The sequence below is a fragment of the Aureimonas phyllosphaerae genome (assembly GCF_047943035.1).
Lineage (GTDB): Bacteria > Pseudomonadota > Alphaproteobacteria > Rhizobiales > Rhizobiaceae > Aureimonas > Aureimonas phyllosphaerae.
The window spans coordinates 479,407-494,810 of sequence record NZ_CP181348.1 but is presented as its reverse complement, the minus strand read 5'-3'; the positions used below and the strand labels follow the sequence as shown (position 1 = coordinate 494,810).

Below are 15,404 nucleotides of genomic sequence, written 5' to 3'. Positions count from 1 at the left end.
TGGTCCGCCCCCTTACGGAGCGGCTTGGTCAGGCGCATCCTGATCGCCTTCACCGAGGAGGACCGTCATGACAGAGGTAGCGGTAATCGGCAAGACATCGTTCCACCTCGTGGCGTTGAACGCCACGGGTGCGATCCTGTGGAAGAAGAAGGTCAGCCGCACGCAGCTGATGCGGCAGATGGAGGCGCTGCCTCGCTGCCTAGTCGGAATGGAAGCGTGTTGCGGCGCTCATCACCTGGCGCGTGAGCTGGCGACCTTCGATCACGACGTGCGGCTGATGGCGCCCCAGTTCGTCAAGCCGTTCCTGAAGTCCAACAAGAACGACTACCTCGACGCCGAGGCGATCGCGGAAGCTGTCCAGCGACCGACGATGCGCTTCGTGCCGGCAAAGTCGGTCGAGCAGCTCGATCTGCAGGCGCTGCACCGTGTGCGCGAGCGGCTGGTGAGCCGCCGGACCGCGGTGATCAACCAGATCCGGGCCTTTCTTCTGGAGAGAGGCATCGTGTTCCGCAAGGGACGGCGCCACATGGCACGCGAGATGCCAAAGCTGTTCACCGACGAACGCTCGACGTTGTCCCCGCGGATGCGCACCATCCTGCAGCAGCTCTGGAACGAGTGGTGCGGCCTCGAGACCGACATCGCCACCGTGACCAAGGAGATCGAGGCGATCGCCAATGCGGACGAGGGCTGCCAGCGTCTGCTCGCCATACCAGGTGTCGGACCGCTGGTTGCCACGGCGCTGGTCGCGGCCGTAGCCGATGGCACGGGCTTCAAGCGGGGCCGCGACCTCGCGGCTTGGCTCGGCCTCATTCCACGCCAGCATTCCACCGGCGGCAAGTCGACGCTGCTTGGCATGTCCAAGCGCGGCAACAGCCATCTACGGCGTTTGTTCATTCACGGGGCGAGGTCGGCGAGCATGCACATGAAGCGCGAGCAGGGTCTCGGTCCGTGGCTCGATCAGCTCGAGACGCGCGTGCACAAGAACGTCGCCGTCGTGGCGCTTGCGAACAAGATCGTCCGGATCAGTTGGGCGGTGCTTGCCCGCAACGAGCTTTATCGGCCACTGACGCCGATCGCAGCCTGACGCCCGGCATCCGCACGAAGAGGTCTGCAGCAGAGGAGTGATGGCAAGCAGTCGATGGTGACGTGGTCGAAGCCTGAGCAAAAATGCAGCCGTCGAAGGCTGAACCACTTGGAAGGACGACCGCGGCGCGTATCCCATCATGGCCAGGGATCGACATGTCCCACAAACAGGCCGGATACATTTATGCAGACTGTGCTGCCAACCACTTCCTAGGCTTGCCAGACGGGGGCGGACCATACATTTTCCCAGGAGACCCTTCAGCGCGGCATTGTCGAGCATGGCATCCGCCAACATCCGCTTCCGGCGGCCGTTCTCGTCCTCCAGCCCCTTCAGCCGCCGGACCTCCGACACGTCGAGACCGCCGAACTTGGCCTTCCATTTGTAGAACGTCGCCGTGCTGACGCCGTGTCTTCGGCAGACCTCGGCCGTCGCAACACCCGCCTCCTGCTCCCGCAGGATCGAAATGATCTGCTCTTCCGTGAACCGTGACTTCTTCATCCGTCCGTCCCTCGTCGTTGGGCGGACTCTAGGTGTTTGATCCCAGGGTTTGATGGTTGATCCTTTCCGTTGAATGGAAGGAGGCCCTATGGGACAGGTTCGTCATGGCAGCGCCACGACCACGCACGCCATCCGAGCAGCCATACAGCGATCGCTTGTTTTCCTCGCGACGCGGAGCCGGAAGCTCGGCATGAAATAGCCCCCGAATGACCCGGACACGATCTCCCACTCCCGCAAGGGTTAGGAGTAGTGTTGTGTCTATGACTGGTTCTTATCCGAAGGTAGAGGTTCTGCCCGGCTCCGAGCGTCGTCGATCGTGGTCGACGGCGGAGAAGCTGTCGATCGTCCAGGAGACCTACGAGGCCGACGTGACGGTGAGCCTCGTGGCACGTCGTCATGGGGTTGCACCGAACCAACTCTTCCGTTGCCGCCGTCTTGCAGCCCAAGGTGCGCTGGTCGCCACGCGAGCGCAGGAGGACGTCGTCGCGGCCTCGGAGTATCGCGCTCTTCAAGCGCAGGTGCGCGAGTTGCATCGCCTTCTTGGCAAGAGGACGCTGGAGACCGAGATCCTGAAGGAGGCGCTCGAGGTCGCTGCGGGCCCAAAAAAAAGCGCTGTTGCGCTCGCTTTCGTGGCCGAAGGACGGTTCACGATGAGCGCCATCTGCACGGTGCTCGATGTCGCCCGATCGAACATCGCTGAACGCATGGCGGGGCGTCCTCGCAAGCGTTTGGGTCGTCCGCCGCAGCCGGACGACGGTCTTCTAGCCGCGATCAAGGCGGTGATCGCCGACATGCCGACCTACGGATACAGGCGGGTCCACGCCATCCTCTGCCGCAAGGCTCGGGCCGCGGGGGAGCCCCTGCCCAACCACAAGCGCGCCTACCGCGTGATGAAGGCGCACGGCCTGCTTCTCCAGCGCCATGCCGGCGATCCCGACGCACGACGCCACGACGGACGCGTCGTCGTCGACCGCTCGAACCTTCGCTGGTGCTCGGACGGCTTCGAGATTGGCTGCGACAACGGCGAGAAGGTCCGCATCGCCTTCGCTCTCGATTGCTGCGACCGCGAGAGCATCGGCTTTATCGCGACCACCGAGGGCATCAAGGGCGAGGACGTCCAGGATCTCATGCTGCTGGCCGTCGAGGCCCGCTTCGGCTGCGTAAACCGCCTGCCGCAGACGATCGAATGGCTCACCGACAACGGCTCGGGTTACATTGCCGGCGAGACCAGACGCCTGGCACGCGACATCGGTCTCGAACCTAGAACCACGCCCGTGCAGAGCCCGCAATCCAATGGCATGGCCGAGGCCTTCGTGCGCACGATCAAACGCGACTATGTCCGCGTCTCTTCCTTGCCGGATGCCCGAACCGTCATCGACACGCTGCCGGTCTGGTTCGAACACTACAATACCGTTCACCCGCACAGGGCGCTCGGCTATCTCTCACCGCGCGAGTTCATCGCGTCCCGGCAATCCCTCTGATCCTGTCCGATCATTCGGGGGCAACAACACGGCATCAATCCGAAGACGGGGGCCAAGTGGTGCAAACGCCAGACCCTGGAGGACATGAAGACCGGACCGAAGGAGCCACGCTTAACGACATCGAGCGAGGCCGAGGAGGCGATGGTCGTGGCGTTTTGACGGCACACGCTGCTGCCGTTGGATGACTGCCTCTACGCCCTGCAGCCGGCGGTCCCGCACCTGACCCGCTCAGCGCTGCACCGGTGCCTCCAGCGGCATGGCATATCCAGATTGCCAGATGTTGATGGCGACAAGCCGAAGCGCCAGCGGTTCAAGCGCTATCCAATTGGCTTCTTTCACATGGAAATGGCCGAGGTGCAGACGGGCGAAGGCAAGCTCTTCCTGTTCGTGGCCATCGATCGAACGAGCAAATTTGCGGTCACCCAGTTGGTCGACAAGGCGGACAGGCAAACGGCTTGGGAGTTCCTGGAACACCTGCTGCAAGCCGTGCCATATCGGATCTACACGATCCTAACCGACAACGGCATCCAGTTCGCCGAGCAGCCGCGGAACCGCAACACGGCCTGGTCCCGGCAGATGCGCTTCGACATGATCTGTGAGGCAAACGGCATCAAGCACCGCCTCACCAAGCCGAACCATCCTTGGAGTTCGAAGGATCAGGAAACGATCCAGTGAATCGTTCCCCTGAGAACGGTCAGGTCGAGCGGATGAACCGGACGATCAAGGAAGCCACCGTCAAACGCTTCCACTACGAGAGCCACGATCAGCTTCGAGCGCATCTTGCCGACTTCATGGCGGCCTACAACTTCGCCCCTCGGCTCAAGACGCTCGGTGGTCTGACACCCTACGAATACATCGCCCGGATCTGGATCCTCAGAGCCAGACCGGTTCATCGTCAATCCGATCCACCAAATGCTGGGACTGAACACCTAGAAGAAAATGGGGGTCACGTCATCGCAGCCACCATCCTCTTCTGGCTCTGAACTATGAGTCCTAACCCTGAAATGACCTGCTCTTTGGCCAAATCGCTAGCAAGAGCTAAATGGTGGGAAGGCGGTCGATCGTTGCTTTGCGGACCTACGCCTACGATGTTAGGACGAAGTCACCGTAGCCGAGATCAAGATGGCGGCTGAGCTTCGCGAAGAGAACCGCCGGAGTAGCCTCCGATCCATCGGGATCGTAGAGTAGTTTGCCGGTATCGGTCTCGTAGATGATCCGATCATCACGATCGGCTGCAAGCCCGCTTGAGTTGGACGCAAACGCCGCTTTGCGCAATACGCCCGCCATGCCTGCCATCGCGAAGATCTCAAGATCCAAGCTGATGCGATCATCGTCACCTGGTGCTGTGCCGAAGTCGACGATCGTGTCGACGTTGGAGCGTCCGAGCGCAGTATCGAAAACGAACGTATCGTTCCCGCTACGCCCAGTCAGGATGTCGGATCCAAGTCCTCCAGACAGTACGTTGTTCCCCGTCGTGCCGACGATCGTGTTGTCTAATGCGTTTCCATAACCGTCCAGATGCGCGCCACCGACAAGTGTCAGGTTCTCAACGTGTTCGGCTAGGCGATAATCGACTGTCGAGGATACTTTATCGCGCCCACCATTAGCCGCTTCAACAATCACATCGCCCGGATCGTCGATAAAATATCGATCGTTCCCGGCGCCGCCAATGAGTGTGTCGGGACCAATCCCACCGTCTAGCGTATCTGAACCAGCCCCGCCGGTTATTACGTTGGCTGACCCGTTGCCACGGCCAGCAAAAGAGCCGCTTCCTGTAAAAACGAGGTCCTCAAAGTTCTCCGGCAGCGAGTAGCTGGCGAGAGACGTCTTCACCGTATCGGTGCCACCCCCAGCAGCTTCTTTGCCGATCTGACCCGAGATTTTGACGATGTACGTGTCGTCGCCCATCCCCGGGACTGATGGATCAACATCATCGATATCGATCACGATAGGATGGTCGGCCAGGGCTACGGTGATGCTGGCTCGCCCATCGAGCGACGTGATCGGACTCGTGCCAAGGAGCGGGTCGTAAACGCTGATATTCTCGATTGTTTCCGCAAACGTAACGGTGACGTTCTGGGCCGACGAGGTTATCGCTCTGTCTGCGGTCTGATCCCAGACGTCAGGCTCTGCCCAAATAACAATTTGGAAAGTTCCATCCGCCTTTTGCGTGAGGTAGCTCTGTGCACCTATCGGCAAGCCGGTGATCGAGTAGTCCAAGGAGCCGCTGATGAAACTCGACGCGGCGCTGTCATCGTCTTCTAAGATCGACGTCAGATTGTGAATGCTCGTTGCGGCCAGTTTCGGATTATATCGAGCGTCAAAGAGGCCGAAGTGGTTCTCCTGGTCGGAACCTGATCCATCTGCTGGTGAGTCCAGCAGCTGGAATAGATAGGTTCCTTTTGACCCGAGTTTGGCAGCATCCATGTAGGCGTTGAGCAGGAGCTTCGCTTGGGACTTTTGGTCAACACCTTCCCAGCCGCCAGCCGTGTCTGCTCCGAAGGAGTTATGGTAGCCGAGTTCCGTAATGGCGAATGACTTTGTCGGTTCCAGCGCGGCTAATCGCGCCTTCGCTCCAGCGATCGCGTTGAACGGTTGATCGCCGTTTTTCGGGTAGATGTGTTCATTGCTCCAGTCCGAAGCAGATGCGCTGTTGGGCCAATCGGTGAACCCCAGCACAGGAACAGAACGCAGCAAAGCGTCTGCGTTCACGCCGTTGAAGAGGTCGAGCTGATAGGCTTTTGCCGCCGTCGTTCCGGCCAGCCCCTTGTAGGAGGCTGCGAAATTATTGACCTCGTTCAGCCCCTCGATACCGACAACTGATCCAGGGTGTACGTCTTCGAATGCCCGCAGGTTTTGAACCACCTCCCGCGGATCCTCGCCGCTGACGGGATGGAAGACAAACTCGAGACCGGCATCCGCCGCCTGCGCGAGGTTCTTCTGACCGACCAGTGCATAGTCGGGATTGGGCGCGCGGGCTCGGACGTGGTCAATGCCGAGATACTCAATGGCATCGATGACCTTTCCGATCGGGGCATAAACCCCATCGGTGAAGTTGATGTGAGCGACGACCCCAAAGGTATCAACTAAATCTGCCGCGCGCTCCGCATGTTGGTTCCCCATCGCGCACCTCCAATATTAGATCATACCAGCCAGGTGGCAGCGTAGCGAACCATGCGTTAACCACTGACACAACTTAGCGCGCTCAGATCTGGCTCAGGCGTCGATGCGTGCTAAGTTGCTGGGTGCAGGCTCACGTCCTGCCGGCGCGCTGCGCCGTTCACAGGCGATCGCCAAGGGGTTAGCGGCCCCAAGGCGATCTGACCACAACGAAGCTGAGTTGGAGCATTCGCCATGGCTGACGCCATTTACGCCGCGCCTCCGCGCGCAATCAATCCTGTTCGCGATACGAAGCTGACCCCGGGCTGGTCCCGCGCCGATGCCGATCCGGCTGTCGGCACGCCGCCCGCTGTCGGACGCGGTCTGATGATCGCCGGCTTGCCGGACGCACCGAGCGCGACGGTGCCGCAGGTCCGCTAGCGCCAGGGCGCGACCGCAGGCCACTTCGTCCGGCCGACACCGACCGACTGATCCCGCGAACGCAGGTTGCCCTGCGCTGCGCCGTCACCCTGCGTGGGCGATCGCGCCCGCTCGTCCGCTCGCGCCGCGATCAGGTCAAGGTGTCCGTCTTGTTTCGTCCGATTGATCGCGCAGGCCCATCGTGCCTGACGCGCGGAGACATCCCTTGTCCGTTCGTATCACCCCGACCGGAGCGTCCCCGCTCCAGCGCCTTCCCATGTCCATCGAAGCCCTGGTCGACCGTGAGGTCGAAGCCGTCCGCGCTTCGGTTGCCGCTACGATCTATCCCCCCGATCCGGTGCTCGGCGCCGTCTCGAGAGTAAGTTCCATGGCGCAGGCCTTCGTGCGTCGCCACGGCATGCTCGCGGCGACGGTCCTCGGCCACACGATCGACCACCTGTCGGCCGGTCGCCTGGAGGTGCTGCACGAGTTCACCGTACCGCTGACGCGCGTCGCCGCCGATCTCGTGTCGGCAAACGCTCGTGAGCGTCTCGCCACGATCGACCTGCCGCCCGAGGCGACGTGGACGGGGACGTATCGCCTCGACCTCGTCGTTATCAGCGAAGAGCTCGGCATCGCATGGATCGTCGAGGTCAAACGAGCGAACGCGGCAACGAAAGGGCATCGCCTCAAGGGCATGCTGCGCCAGCTCGATATCGCCCGCCTGTCGGCGTTGCCGATCCTGCGCGGCTCCTATCGCATCTCGCGCGTCGAAAGCCTTCTCGTCTCGCTCTACGGCGACTCCTCGTGTCCCGACATTCTCGACCGTCGGTCGCTCGACCAGTTCTTCGGCCTGCCGGTCGAAGCCGAACTCGATCGGTTGGATGCGGCCTATCGGGCGATGGTCGAGCGCGAGCTCGGATCGCGCGTGCGCAGCGATCTCGCGTTAACCGATATCGTCGAGGCGTCCGCCCATCGGGGTGCCGGCCGATCGGCTGAGGGTGCATCGGCCGGCTTCGGTGACGGTCACGCGGGAAGGGGCGAGACGGAGGTCCTGCCCAGCACGCGGCCGGCTGACTTGTTCCGTGTCCGTCCGATCCTGTCTGCCTCGTTCGAAGAGGCATTCCCCGGACCGTCGATCGGCAACGCGGGAGGGCGCCTGTCGTGAGCCGCACTTCCGATTTCAATGCGATGAGTGCTGGATCCACGCTGCCGGAGAACCCGGGCGCGAAGAGCAATAGGCCGTCCGGGAAGGTCTGGAATGCCTGCCGCTCGATCGAGCCTGCCGCCCTGATCGGGGCTGCCATCCGGGCGGCTCGTCGCGGTGCTGACCCGTGCGAGCTCGGGTTGCACCTTCTCGCGCTGCGCCAGTACGACGCGCGCCGTCCGGATGCCGCCGTGCGCCTGACGGCGGACTGGCTCGCGAGGCACCTCACGGGTCTGTCGCCTTCGGTGTCCGGGCAGAGGGGAGGCGACCTCTGATGGCGCGCTCGTCCCTAACGAAGGCGGAAGCGTTGCACAGCACGGGCCAGCCGGATGATCCGGCTGGCCCGACGGTCGCTGGCGGCGACGGACATGTTGGCGATGCCGTTACGGGCGACGCGACGACCCGGTCCGCTATCCCTGAGGTGGTGCGCTATCGCCGCGACGATCATCGGCGCCTTGCGGTGTCGATGAGGGCCGAGCTCTCCGCCAGCGAAGCGGCCGTTCTCGCCCTGCTCGAAGCGCAGATGGACGATGGCGCATTGGCCGATCTCGCCGGTCCCGACCGCTGTCTCGTCACCGTGCATCTTGCCGACCCGAAAGGCTGGCGGGATGTGGTCGAGACGGCGCTGTCCGCGTTCCTCCAGACCTATGCGCTGCCCGCCGATCCCGCCACATTCCTGCCGAGCCATTCGTTCTGGAGCGTGCTGCGCCAGACCGAGGTCGACCGCATCCTGTCGCAGACGGGCGACCGCTGGCATGCGGTGACCGGCGCCTTCACGGCGAGCCGGACGGTGGCCGCGATCCTCGACAACGGCCACGATCCCCTCGATGACCTCGCCGATCTGCGCCTTCGCATCGACGGCTTCGATGCGGACGCGGTGGCGACGGGGCTCTACCACCACTTTGCGGTGCAGGCGGGACCCTTCCAGCCCATGCCGGACGAAGGGGAGGAGGGCGGCGATAACCGTGACGAGCATGCTGGTCCACGCTCTGCAGGTCGCATCCCGATCGATGATCCGTTGTACCAGCAGGCAAAGGGTTGTGCGGAGCGCCTGGCCACGATCGGGCTGTCGGCCCTGACGCCGGACCTTCTGGATCTCGCATGCACCAAGGCGGGCCGCATGGAGGTCGCCGAAGCGATCCTCGCTCGCGGCCTGTGGTCGGCGTCGCGGCGTGGAACGTCTGCGGGCGGGAGGGAAGGCACTGTTCAGAACCTCGCGCTGGATGAGCTACCGGGATACGAGGCGGTACGGGATTGGGCGCAGGCGCTCGCCGACGACATCCACTCCTTTGCCGCAGGCACGTTGGCCTGGCAGGACGTCGACCCCGGTGCGCTTCTCACCGGGCCGCCGGGGACGGGTAAAACGCTCCTGGCGGCGGCGATCGCCAAGAGCGCCGGTGCACGCTTCATTGCGACATCGTTCGCCGACTGGCAGGCCATGGGCGACGGGCATCTCGGCTCGACGCTTCAGGGCATCCGGCACGCGTTCGAGGAGGCGCGCAGCCAGTCGCCGACGGTTCTGTTCATCGACGAGATCGACTCCGTTCCAAAGCGTGACAGCAGCCGGCGTCACGACAGCTACTGGCGGGCAATCGTCAACGCCCTCTTGGAGGAGCTGGACGGGACCGGCGACCGTGAGGGTTTGACCGTTCTCGCCGCCTGTAACGACGCTGATCACTTGGACCCGGCTCTAGTCCGATCCGGCCGCCTCGATCGCGTTGTCCTCATCGATCTCCCGACGGCTCAGGACCTTTGCGAGATCGTGCGCCATTACCTGCCGATGGTTGGCGAAGCGGAAGTCATGCAGATCGGTCACGCGCTGGCGGGCAGGACGACCGGCGCGGACATCGCTCGCATGGCGCGCGAGGCGCGGCAGCTGGCGAGGCGGGACCGGCGCCCGGTCACGTCCCGTGACGTCCTGCAGGTCGCCATGCCGCCGGACAACCGCTCTCCAGCCCTACGGCGGCGCATCGCCGTGCACGAGGCGGGCCACGCGGTGGCGTTGCTGTCGATGGGGCTCTGTCCGTCCATTGTGTCGATCCTGCCGGGACCCAACGGATCCGGTGGGCAGGTCAGGATCAACTCGATCGGCTCAGGGGAGGGGCTTCTTCAGGACGCCGAAGCTGCGGTTATCGTCGCCTTGGCTGGCCGGGCGGCGGAGGAGATCATCCTCGGCGAGGCTTCGGCAGGCGCCGGTGGTGGGGACCTGTCCGATCTTGCGCAGGCAACGCAGCGCCTGGCCCATCTGGAAAGCCAAATGGGTTTGGGCCGCTCGCTCGTTCATCAACAGCAGGCCGATGTGCGGGACATCGAACGGCGTCTCCAGCGCCTCTACGGGGAGGCGCAGATGATCGTGCTGCGGTATCAGGCAGCCGTTCGCAGGATAGCCGACAAGCTTGTTGCAAAGCGGATCCTAAACAATGCAGATTTTAAAGATATTTTGCACAAGCAAGAAGTATGTGCAAATGCTGCGCACATAATAAAAATATAAATCACGCAAAAATGATAATGTGTTGCAACAATTAGGCGTTTCAAAAGGAATTTGCGAATGCCTGTTTTTGCGCAAATCGCTCAAGAGGGAGAAATAAATACTAGAGTTGACTGGAATATTTATGCGGTTAATACCTGAACTCAAGAGATTATTCCAATCATTGGAGAGTAACCAAGTGTAGCGTTGCCGAAAAATCGCCAAGGCTTTCACGAATGGATGGACACCCACATTGGCGTCACGTTTGGCGCCTGACCTCTCAACGCTGAACACCTTCTGGCTCGCCGCTGTCGCGATTGGGGTTCACGGATCTGATCGAGGTGACGGCACGGGGCCGGAGACGCGTCAAAAATCTTGCGCTGAGTGCAGCGACGAACATTTGTGCACCGGTGACATCTCTTGTTCGTCTCAATGAGTGAGCCGCAGGCGCCGATGCGATCCTCGCATTCGACTGTAAAAAACCCTAAGTGTTGGCGCGCGATGCGTTAGGCCGCATGGGGTACCGCGCGCATCCATGCTAGGGCATCGCGAAAGCGCCGCCGTTCCAAGAGGTCGTTGACTTGCAGTCGCACTCCATTCCGCCACAGCTCGAAACCTATTTCGAGCGTGCCAGCGTGGCCATCGCGCTGGCGGCCTGCGGCGACGACAATCCGCTCCTTCGCGTGAATGCCGCCTTCGAGGAACTGACGGGTTATACGGCAGCCGATGTCGTCGGACGCAATTGCCGCATGCTCCAGCGAGACGCCGACAACGGCGAGGCGCGCGAGCGGATCCGCGCGTTCCTTGCCTCCGACACCCAGGACAGCGTCCGCACGCCGATCGTGAACTTCCACAAGGACGGCCATCCCTTCGTCAATCTTCTCTTCATGTCGAAGCTGCGCAATCAGTCCAGCCGCTGCGAATTCATCTTCGCCTCGCAGTTCGACGTCAGCCGCTCGCAGCCGGAGCTCCTGGCCGCCTACGACCGCGAACTCGCACGCACGCTTCTCGATCTGAAGCCGAAGCTTGCCGACACGGGAATCGTCATCGAAGGCACCCTGATGACGATTGCCAACACGGCCTCCACGGTCGCCCAGGCCAAGCTGAGGCTCGCCGAACTCGATGGTTGAGCTGCCGCAGGACATGGATCGCGGGCCGTCCGGAAGCGTGACCGAGATCGAGGGGCAGGAGGGTATTCCCTTTCTGCCGATCATCGGGGTCGGGGCGTCCGCCGGCGGTCTCGAGGCGCTGCGCGAGATGCTGGGCGCGGCCAAGGTACCGACCGGCATGGCCTTCGTCGTGGTGCAACACCTCGACCCCTATCACGAGAGTATGCTGGCGCAGCTTCTCGACCGGCACACGCCGCTGACCGTCGTGCAGAGCGAGGGCGGCGAGCGCCTGCAGGCGGAAACCGTCTACATCATCCCGCCGGGCCACGGTCTCATCGTCAGCGACGGGGTGCTCGAACTGACCGAATTCGCCCAGCCTCGGGGTCTGCGGCGTCCGATCGACGATTTCTTCGTCTCGCTGGCCGGCGACCAGCAGACCCGCGCGGCCTGCGTGATCCTGTCGGGCACAGGGGGGGACGGCACGACGGGCCTGCGCGCCGTCAAGGAGCACGGCGGCCTCTGCGTCGTGCAGGATCCCTCGACCGCGAAATACGATGGAATGCCGGTTTCGGCGGTCGGCACGGGTCTCGTCGACTTCATCAAGGCGCCGGGCGAGATCCTCGCGTGCCTCTCCTCGTTCTTCCGCCGGCGCGAGAGCGAGGCGACGGAGACGGAGGCCGGCTTCGGCGCCGATCTCGTGGACGACCTGACGCGCGTCCTGCGCACCACGGTGGGACACGATTTTTCCGGCTACAAGCGCTCGACCCTCGTGCGACGGGTGGAGCGGCGCATGCACGTTCTCGGCCTCGACACGGGCCGCAGCTACGTCGCGCGCCTTCGCGCCGACGGCGCCGAATGCGAGGCGCTGTTTCGTGACCTCCTGATCAACGTCACGCGCTTCTTCCGCGACGCCGAGCATTTTAAGGTCCTGCGCGAGAAGGCGATCGAGCCCCTGATGCGCGAGCATGCGGGCGAGGAGGATCTGCGCGTCTGGGTGCCGGGCTGCTCGAGCGGCGAGGAGGCCTATTCGATCGCGATGATCTTTGCGGAAGTCGCGCGCGAGACCGGCCAGCCGCTCGGTGTCCAGATCTTCGCCACCGACATCGACGAGCGCATGCTGCGCATCGCCCGCGACGGGGTCTATCCCGCCTCGGCGCTGGCCGACATTCCGAACGACTGGCGCGAGCGCTACGTCGTGCCCCACGCGGAAAGCTTCTCGATCGCCCCGGCGATCCGCGACCTGATCCGCTTCTCGCCGCACAGCCTCGTCAAGGATCCGCCGTTCTCGCGCATCGACCTCCTGTCGTGCCGGAACCTCCTGATCTACTTCGACGACCGCCTGCAGCAGTCGGTGATCCCGCTGATGCACTATGCCGTGCGGCCAGGCGGCTACCTGTTTCTCGGGCCCTCGGAGAGCGTCAGCCGCTTCGAGTACCTGTTTCCGACGATCGACCATCAGGCGCGCCTCTTCGAGCGCTCGCCGGGCGCCCCGCAATATCCGATCGACCTGCCGGGCAGCGGCGTGCGCCGTCCGGTGCGCCATGCGGATGCCGGCGGGCGACGGCTCGGAAGCTCGGAAAGCGACGAGATGGCGCTCCTGCGCCGCATCGTCGACCGCTATGCCCCCGCGACCCTCGTCCTCGATCAGGACGGCAACATCGCCGCCGCGCACGGGCCGCTCAGCCGCTTCTTCGACTTTCCCGTCTCGCGCGCGGGCGGCTCCAGCGCGACCTCGCTCGCCAAGCCGGGTCTGCGCAGCGTGGTCGGCCCGCTGCTGCGCCAGGTCCGCGACAACGGCAAGCGCCTCGTCGTGAACTCGGTCGAGGTGAAGTCGGAATACGGGGCGCAGGAGGTGCAGGTCGTCTGCGATCCGCTGCCCGACGGCACGTTCCTCTTCGTGTTCCGCGAGACCGCACCCTTCCGCCCGACCTCGGACCCCGATCTCGTGGCGATGAGCGACGGCGACGATCACCTGGAAACGCTGGAGCACGAGCTGCGCGTGACGCGCCACCGGCTCCGTTCGACCGTGGAGGAACTGGAGACGGCGAACGAGGAGCTGAAGAGCTCCAACGAAGAAATGATGTCGATGAACGAGGAGCTCCAGTCGACCAACGAGGAGCTGTCCACCGTCAACGACGAGCTGAAGGGCAAGGTCGACCAGATCACGGTCGCCAATTCGGACCTTCGCAACTTCTTCGAATCGACCGAGCTCGCCGTCGTCGTCCTCGACCGCAACCTGTGCCTGCGTTCGTTCACGGCCGCGGCCCTGAAGCTCTTTCCGTTCCAGCCGTCCGATCGCGGTCGCCCGCTCGGCGACATGACGAGCCGGCTCGACGACGACGCCTATCTCGGCGACGCCGAGGCCGTGCTGCAGGGCCACGCGCCGATGCAGAGGCGCGTTACCCTGCGCAAGGCCGACCGGACGCTCTCCTTGCGCATCATGCCCTATCGCACGCAGACCGACAGCGTCGACGGCGTGACGCTGGTCTTCACCGACATCACCGACGCCCTGTCGCTGGAACGCGAACTCACCGCCGAGCGCGAGCGCCTGGACCTTGCGGTGAAGGCGGGCGGCATCGGCATCTGGGAGTATTTCCCCGACAGCGGCGAGGTCGTCCTCGACCCCACCGAGCGCGATCTCTTCGGCGTGGACGACACCGAGACGCACGAGATCGAAGGTTTGATGACGACGATCGAGCCGGACGACCGCCAGCGCATCGAGGAGGAGCTTCGCCGCGCCGCCTCGGGCGAGGCCGACTTCGAGGCGAGCTTCCGCGTGATCGCGCAGGACGGCGCGACGCGCTACCTCAAGGGCTTCGGGCGTCTCGTCGCCGACTCCGCCCCGCGCCGCCTCGTCGGCGTCTCGATCGACGTGACCACCGAACGGGAGGCCACCAACACGCGCGAGATCATGCTGCGTGAGATGAACCACCGGGTGAAGAACCTCTTCGCCATCATCGGCGGCATGATCACGGCAGGCTCGCGCACGCATTCGGACGTGAAGGCCTTCTCGCGCGGGATGCGCGAGCGGATCGCCGCCCTCGGGCAGGCGCATTCGCTGGCGGCCCCTTCGGGCGAGCAGTACGCGATCGATCTTCGGGAGCTTCTGGAGACGACGCTGGCCGCCTATCGCGGCCAGGCCGACATCGAACTCGAGGGCCCGAGCGCCACGATCGACGGGCGCTACCTGTCACCGCTCGCCCTTCTTCTGCACGAATGGGCGACCAACTCCTACAAATACGGCGCGCTGGGAGCAGATAACGGACGGTTGCGCGTGTCGTGGGCGATGCGTGCGGACGGGTTGGACTTCTCCTGGCTGGAGCGCTCGGACCGGACCAAGGCCGACGATGGCGAGCCTGGGTTCGGAACGCTTCTGGTGGAGACGTCTTCCCGTCAGCTGGACACGCAGATCCACCGTTCGACCGGGGAGGGGCGTTTCCAGATCAAGATGCGTTTACCCGTGGAGGTCCTGGCTGGTGTCTAGCGTCGTGATGGTGGTGGAAGACGAGTTCTTCGTGGCGCTGGATATCGAGGATGTGCTCACCGGCCTCGGCTACGAGATGGACGGCCCCTATCCGACGGTCCGCGAGGCCGGCGACGGGCTGTCGGCCAAGACCCCCGACTGCGCCATCCTCGACGTCCGCCTGAAGGACGGCGACGTGTTCCCGGTGGCCGATGCGCTGCACGCCGCCGCGGTTCCGATCATCTTCCATTCCGGCCATGCCGACGACCAGCAGCTTCGCAAGCGCTACCCCTCGGCCCGCATCTGCTCCAAACCCTCCTCGCCCTCCTCGCTGCAGGCGGCGATCGAGGATGCGATGGCGGCAAGCCGCGCGGCGCGAGCGTCCGCCGGCTAAGACAGGTGGAGGTGAACGCTCGCCGCGCAATTCCGCCCGCAGCTCTATCGTTAATCACGCACGGCGCCGGACCGTGTCGCCGCGATGGCGGACCATCTTGTGCGGACGACCGATGCTCGGAACCTGTGCCGATCGACCGCCCCATCGATCCCACCGCGTGACCCGACGCCCGGGCCGTCGCA

General features: G+C 63.9%; 10 protein-coding genes and 2 pseudogenes. 10 read left to right on the top strand and 2 right to left on the bottom strand.

The annotated features are described in order from the left end of the window. Window positions 1–67: 67 nt before the first annotated feature. Window positions 68–1,084: an IS110 family transposase gene (locus tag ACLNGM_RS02230; RefSeq protein WP_416357007.1), complete on the top strand. Its 1,017-nt coding sequence runs from the start codon at window positions 68–70 to the stop codon at window positions 1,082–1,084. A gap of 225 nt (window positions 1,085–1,309) precedes the next feature. Here the strand turns inward: ACLNGM_RS02230 and ACLNGM_RS02225 are convergent. Continuing rightward, a pseudogene (locus ACLNGM_RS02225) lies at window positions 1,310–1,582 on the bottom strand (transposase); the annotation flags it as partial. 260 nt (window positions 1,583–1,842) lie between these two features. On the opposite strand from ACLNGM_RS02225, the gene ACLNGM_RS02220 reads away from it, so the two are divergent. Together ACLNGM_RS02220 and ACLNGM_RS02215 are read left to right on the top strand one after the other, a co-directional pair. Next, window positions 1,843–3,063 (top strand): IS3 family transposase, encoded by a 1,221-nt coding sequence (locus ACLNGM_RS02220; RefSeq protein ID WP_416358540.1) that lies wholly within the window; start codon window positions 1,843–1,845, stop codon window positions 3,061–3,063. A gap of 21 nt (window positions 3,064–3,084) precedes the next feature. Further along, window positions 3,085–3,996 (top strand): annotated as a pseudogene (locus ACLNGM_RS02215) (IS481 family transposase); the annotation flags it as partial. 150 nt (window positions 3,997–4,146) lie between these two features. Here ACLNGM_RS02215 and ACLNGM_RS02210 read toward each other — a convergent pair. Continuing rightward, window positions 4,147–6,186 (bottom strand): calcium-binding protein, encoded by a 2,040-nt coding sequence (locus ACLNGM_RS02210; protein ID WP_416357006.1) that lies wholly within the window; start codon window positions 6,184–6,186, stop codon window positions 4,147–4,149. 231 nt (window positions 6,187–6,417) lie between these two features. Between ACLNGM_RS02210 and ACLNGM_RS02205 the strand changes: the two genes are divergently transcribed. The 7 genes from ACLNGM_RS02205 (at window position 6,418) to ACLNGM_RS02175 (ending at window position 15,222) form a co-directional block, all read left to right on the top strand. Beyond that, window positions 6,418–6,603, top strand: coding sequence for a hypothetical protein (locus ACLNGM_RS02205; protein ID WP_416357005.1), 186 nt, complete (start codon window positions 6,418–6,420; stop codon window positions 6,601–6,603). 256 nt (window positions 6,604–6,859) lie between these two features. Beyond that, window positions 6,860–7,750 (top strand): hypothetical protein, encoded by an 891-nt coding sequence (locus tag ACLNGM_RS02200; protein ID WP_416357004.1) that lies wholly within the window; start codon window positions 6,860–6,862, stop codon window positions 7,748–7,750. Between the two features lie 23 nt (window positions 7,751–7,773). Continuing rightward, entirely contained in the window at window positions 7,774–8,064 is a 291-nt protein-coding gene (locus ACLNGM_RS02195; RefSeq protein WP_416357003.1) for a hypothetical protein, read from the top strand. Further along, a complete protein-coding gene (locus ACLNGM_RS02190) occupies window positions 8,064–10,280 on the top strand; it encodes an AAA family ATPase (RefSeq protein WP_416357002.1) in 2,217 nt (738 codons plus the stop codon). Before ACLNGM_RS02195 ends, ACLNGM_RS02190 begins: the two co-directional genes overlap by 1 nt. A gap of 557 nt (window positions 10,281–10,837) precedes the next feature. Beyond that, the gene (locus ACLNGM_RS02185) at window positions 10,838–11,386 is read left to right on the top strand and encodes a PAS domain-containing protein (RefSeq protein ID WP_416357001.1); all 549 of its coding nucleotides are present in this window, start codon (window positions 10,838–10,840) and stop codon (window positions 11,384–11,386) included. Then, window positions 11,379–14,849 (top strand): CheR family methyltransferase, encoded by a 3,471-nt coding sequence (locus ACLNGM_RS02180; protein WP_416357000.1) that lies wholly within the window; start codon window positions 11,379–11,381, stop codon window positions 14,847–14,849. The genes ACLNGM_RS02185 and ACLNGM_RS02180 overlap by 8 nt, the downstream gene beginning before the upstream one ends. Then, the gene (locus tag ACLNGM_RS02175) at window positions 14,842–15,222 is read left to right on the top strand and encodes a response regulator (protein WP_244545944.1); all 381 of its coding nucleotides are present in this window, start codon (window positions 14,842–14,844) and stop codon (window positions 15,220–15,222) included. The genes ACLNGM_RS02180 and ACLNGM_RS02175 overlap by 8 nt, the downstream gene beginning before the upstream one ends. Window positions 15,223–15,404 lie beyond the last annotated feature (182 nt).

What these genes read in the sequence shown, in the direction of transcription:
- ACLNGM_RS02230 (WP_416357007.1), top strand. Translation starts at nt 68, where the DNA reads ATGACAGAGGTAGCGGTAATCGGCAAGACATCGTTCCACCTCGTGGCG.
- ACLNGM_RS02220 (WP_416358540.1), top strand. Translation starts at nt 1,843, where the DNA reads ATGACTGGTTCTTATCCGAAGGTAGAGGTTCTGCCCGGCTCCGAGCGT.
- ACLNGM_RS02210 (WP_416357006.1), bottom strand. Translation starts at nt 6,186, where the DNA reads ATGGGGAACCAACATGCGGAGCGCGCGGCAGATTTAGTTGATACCTTT.
- ACLNGM_RS02205 (WP_416357005.1), top strand. Translation starts at nt 6,418, where the DNA reads ATGGCTGACGCCATTTACGCCGCGCCTCCGCGCGCAATCAATCCTGTT.
- ACLNGM_RS02200 (WP_416357004.1), top strand. Translation starts at nt 6,860, where the DNA reads ATGTCCATCGAAGCCCTGGTCGACCGTGAGGTCGAAGCCGTCCGCGCT.
- ACLNGM_RS02195 (WP_416357003.1), top strand. Translation starts at nt 7,774, where the DNA reads ATGAGTGCTGGATCCACGCTGCCGGAGAACCCGGGCGCGAAGAGCAAT.
- ACLNGM_RS02190 (WP_416357002.1), top strand. Translation starts at nt 8,064, where the DNA reads ATGGCGCGCTCGTCCCTAACGAAGGCGGAAGCGTTGCACAGCACGGGC.
- ACLNGM_RS02180 (WP_416357000.1), top strand. Translation starts at nt 11,379, where the DNA reads ATGGTTGAGCTGCCGCAGGACATGGATCGCGGGCCGTCCGGAAGCGTG.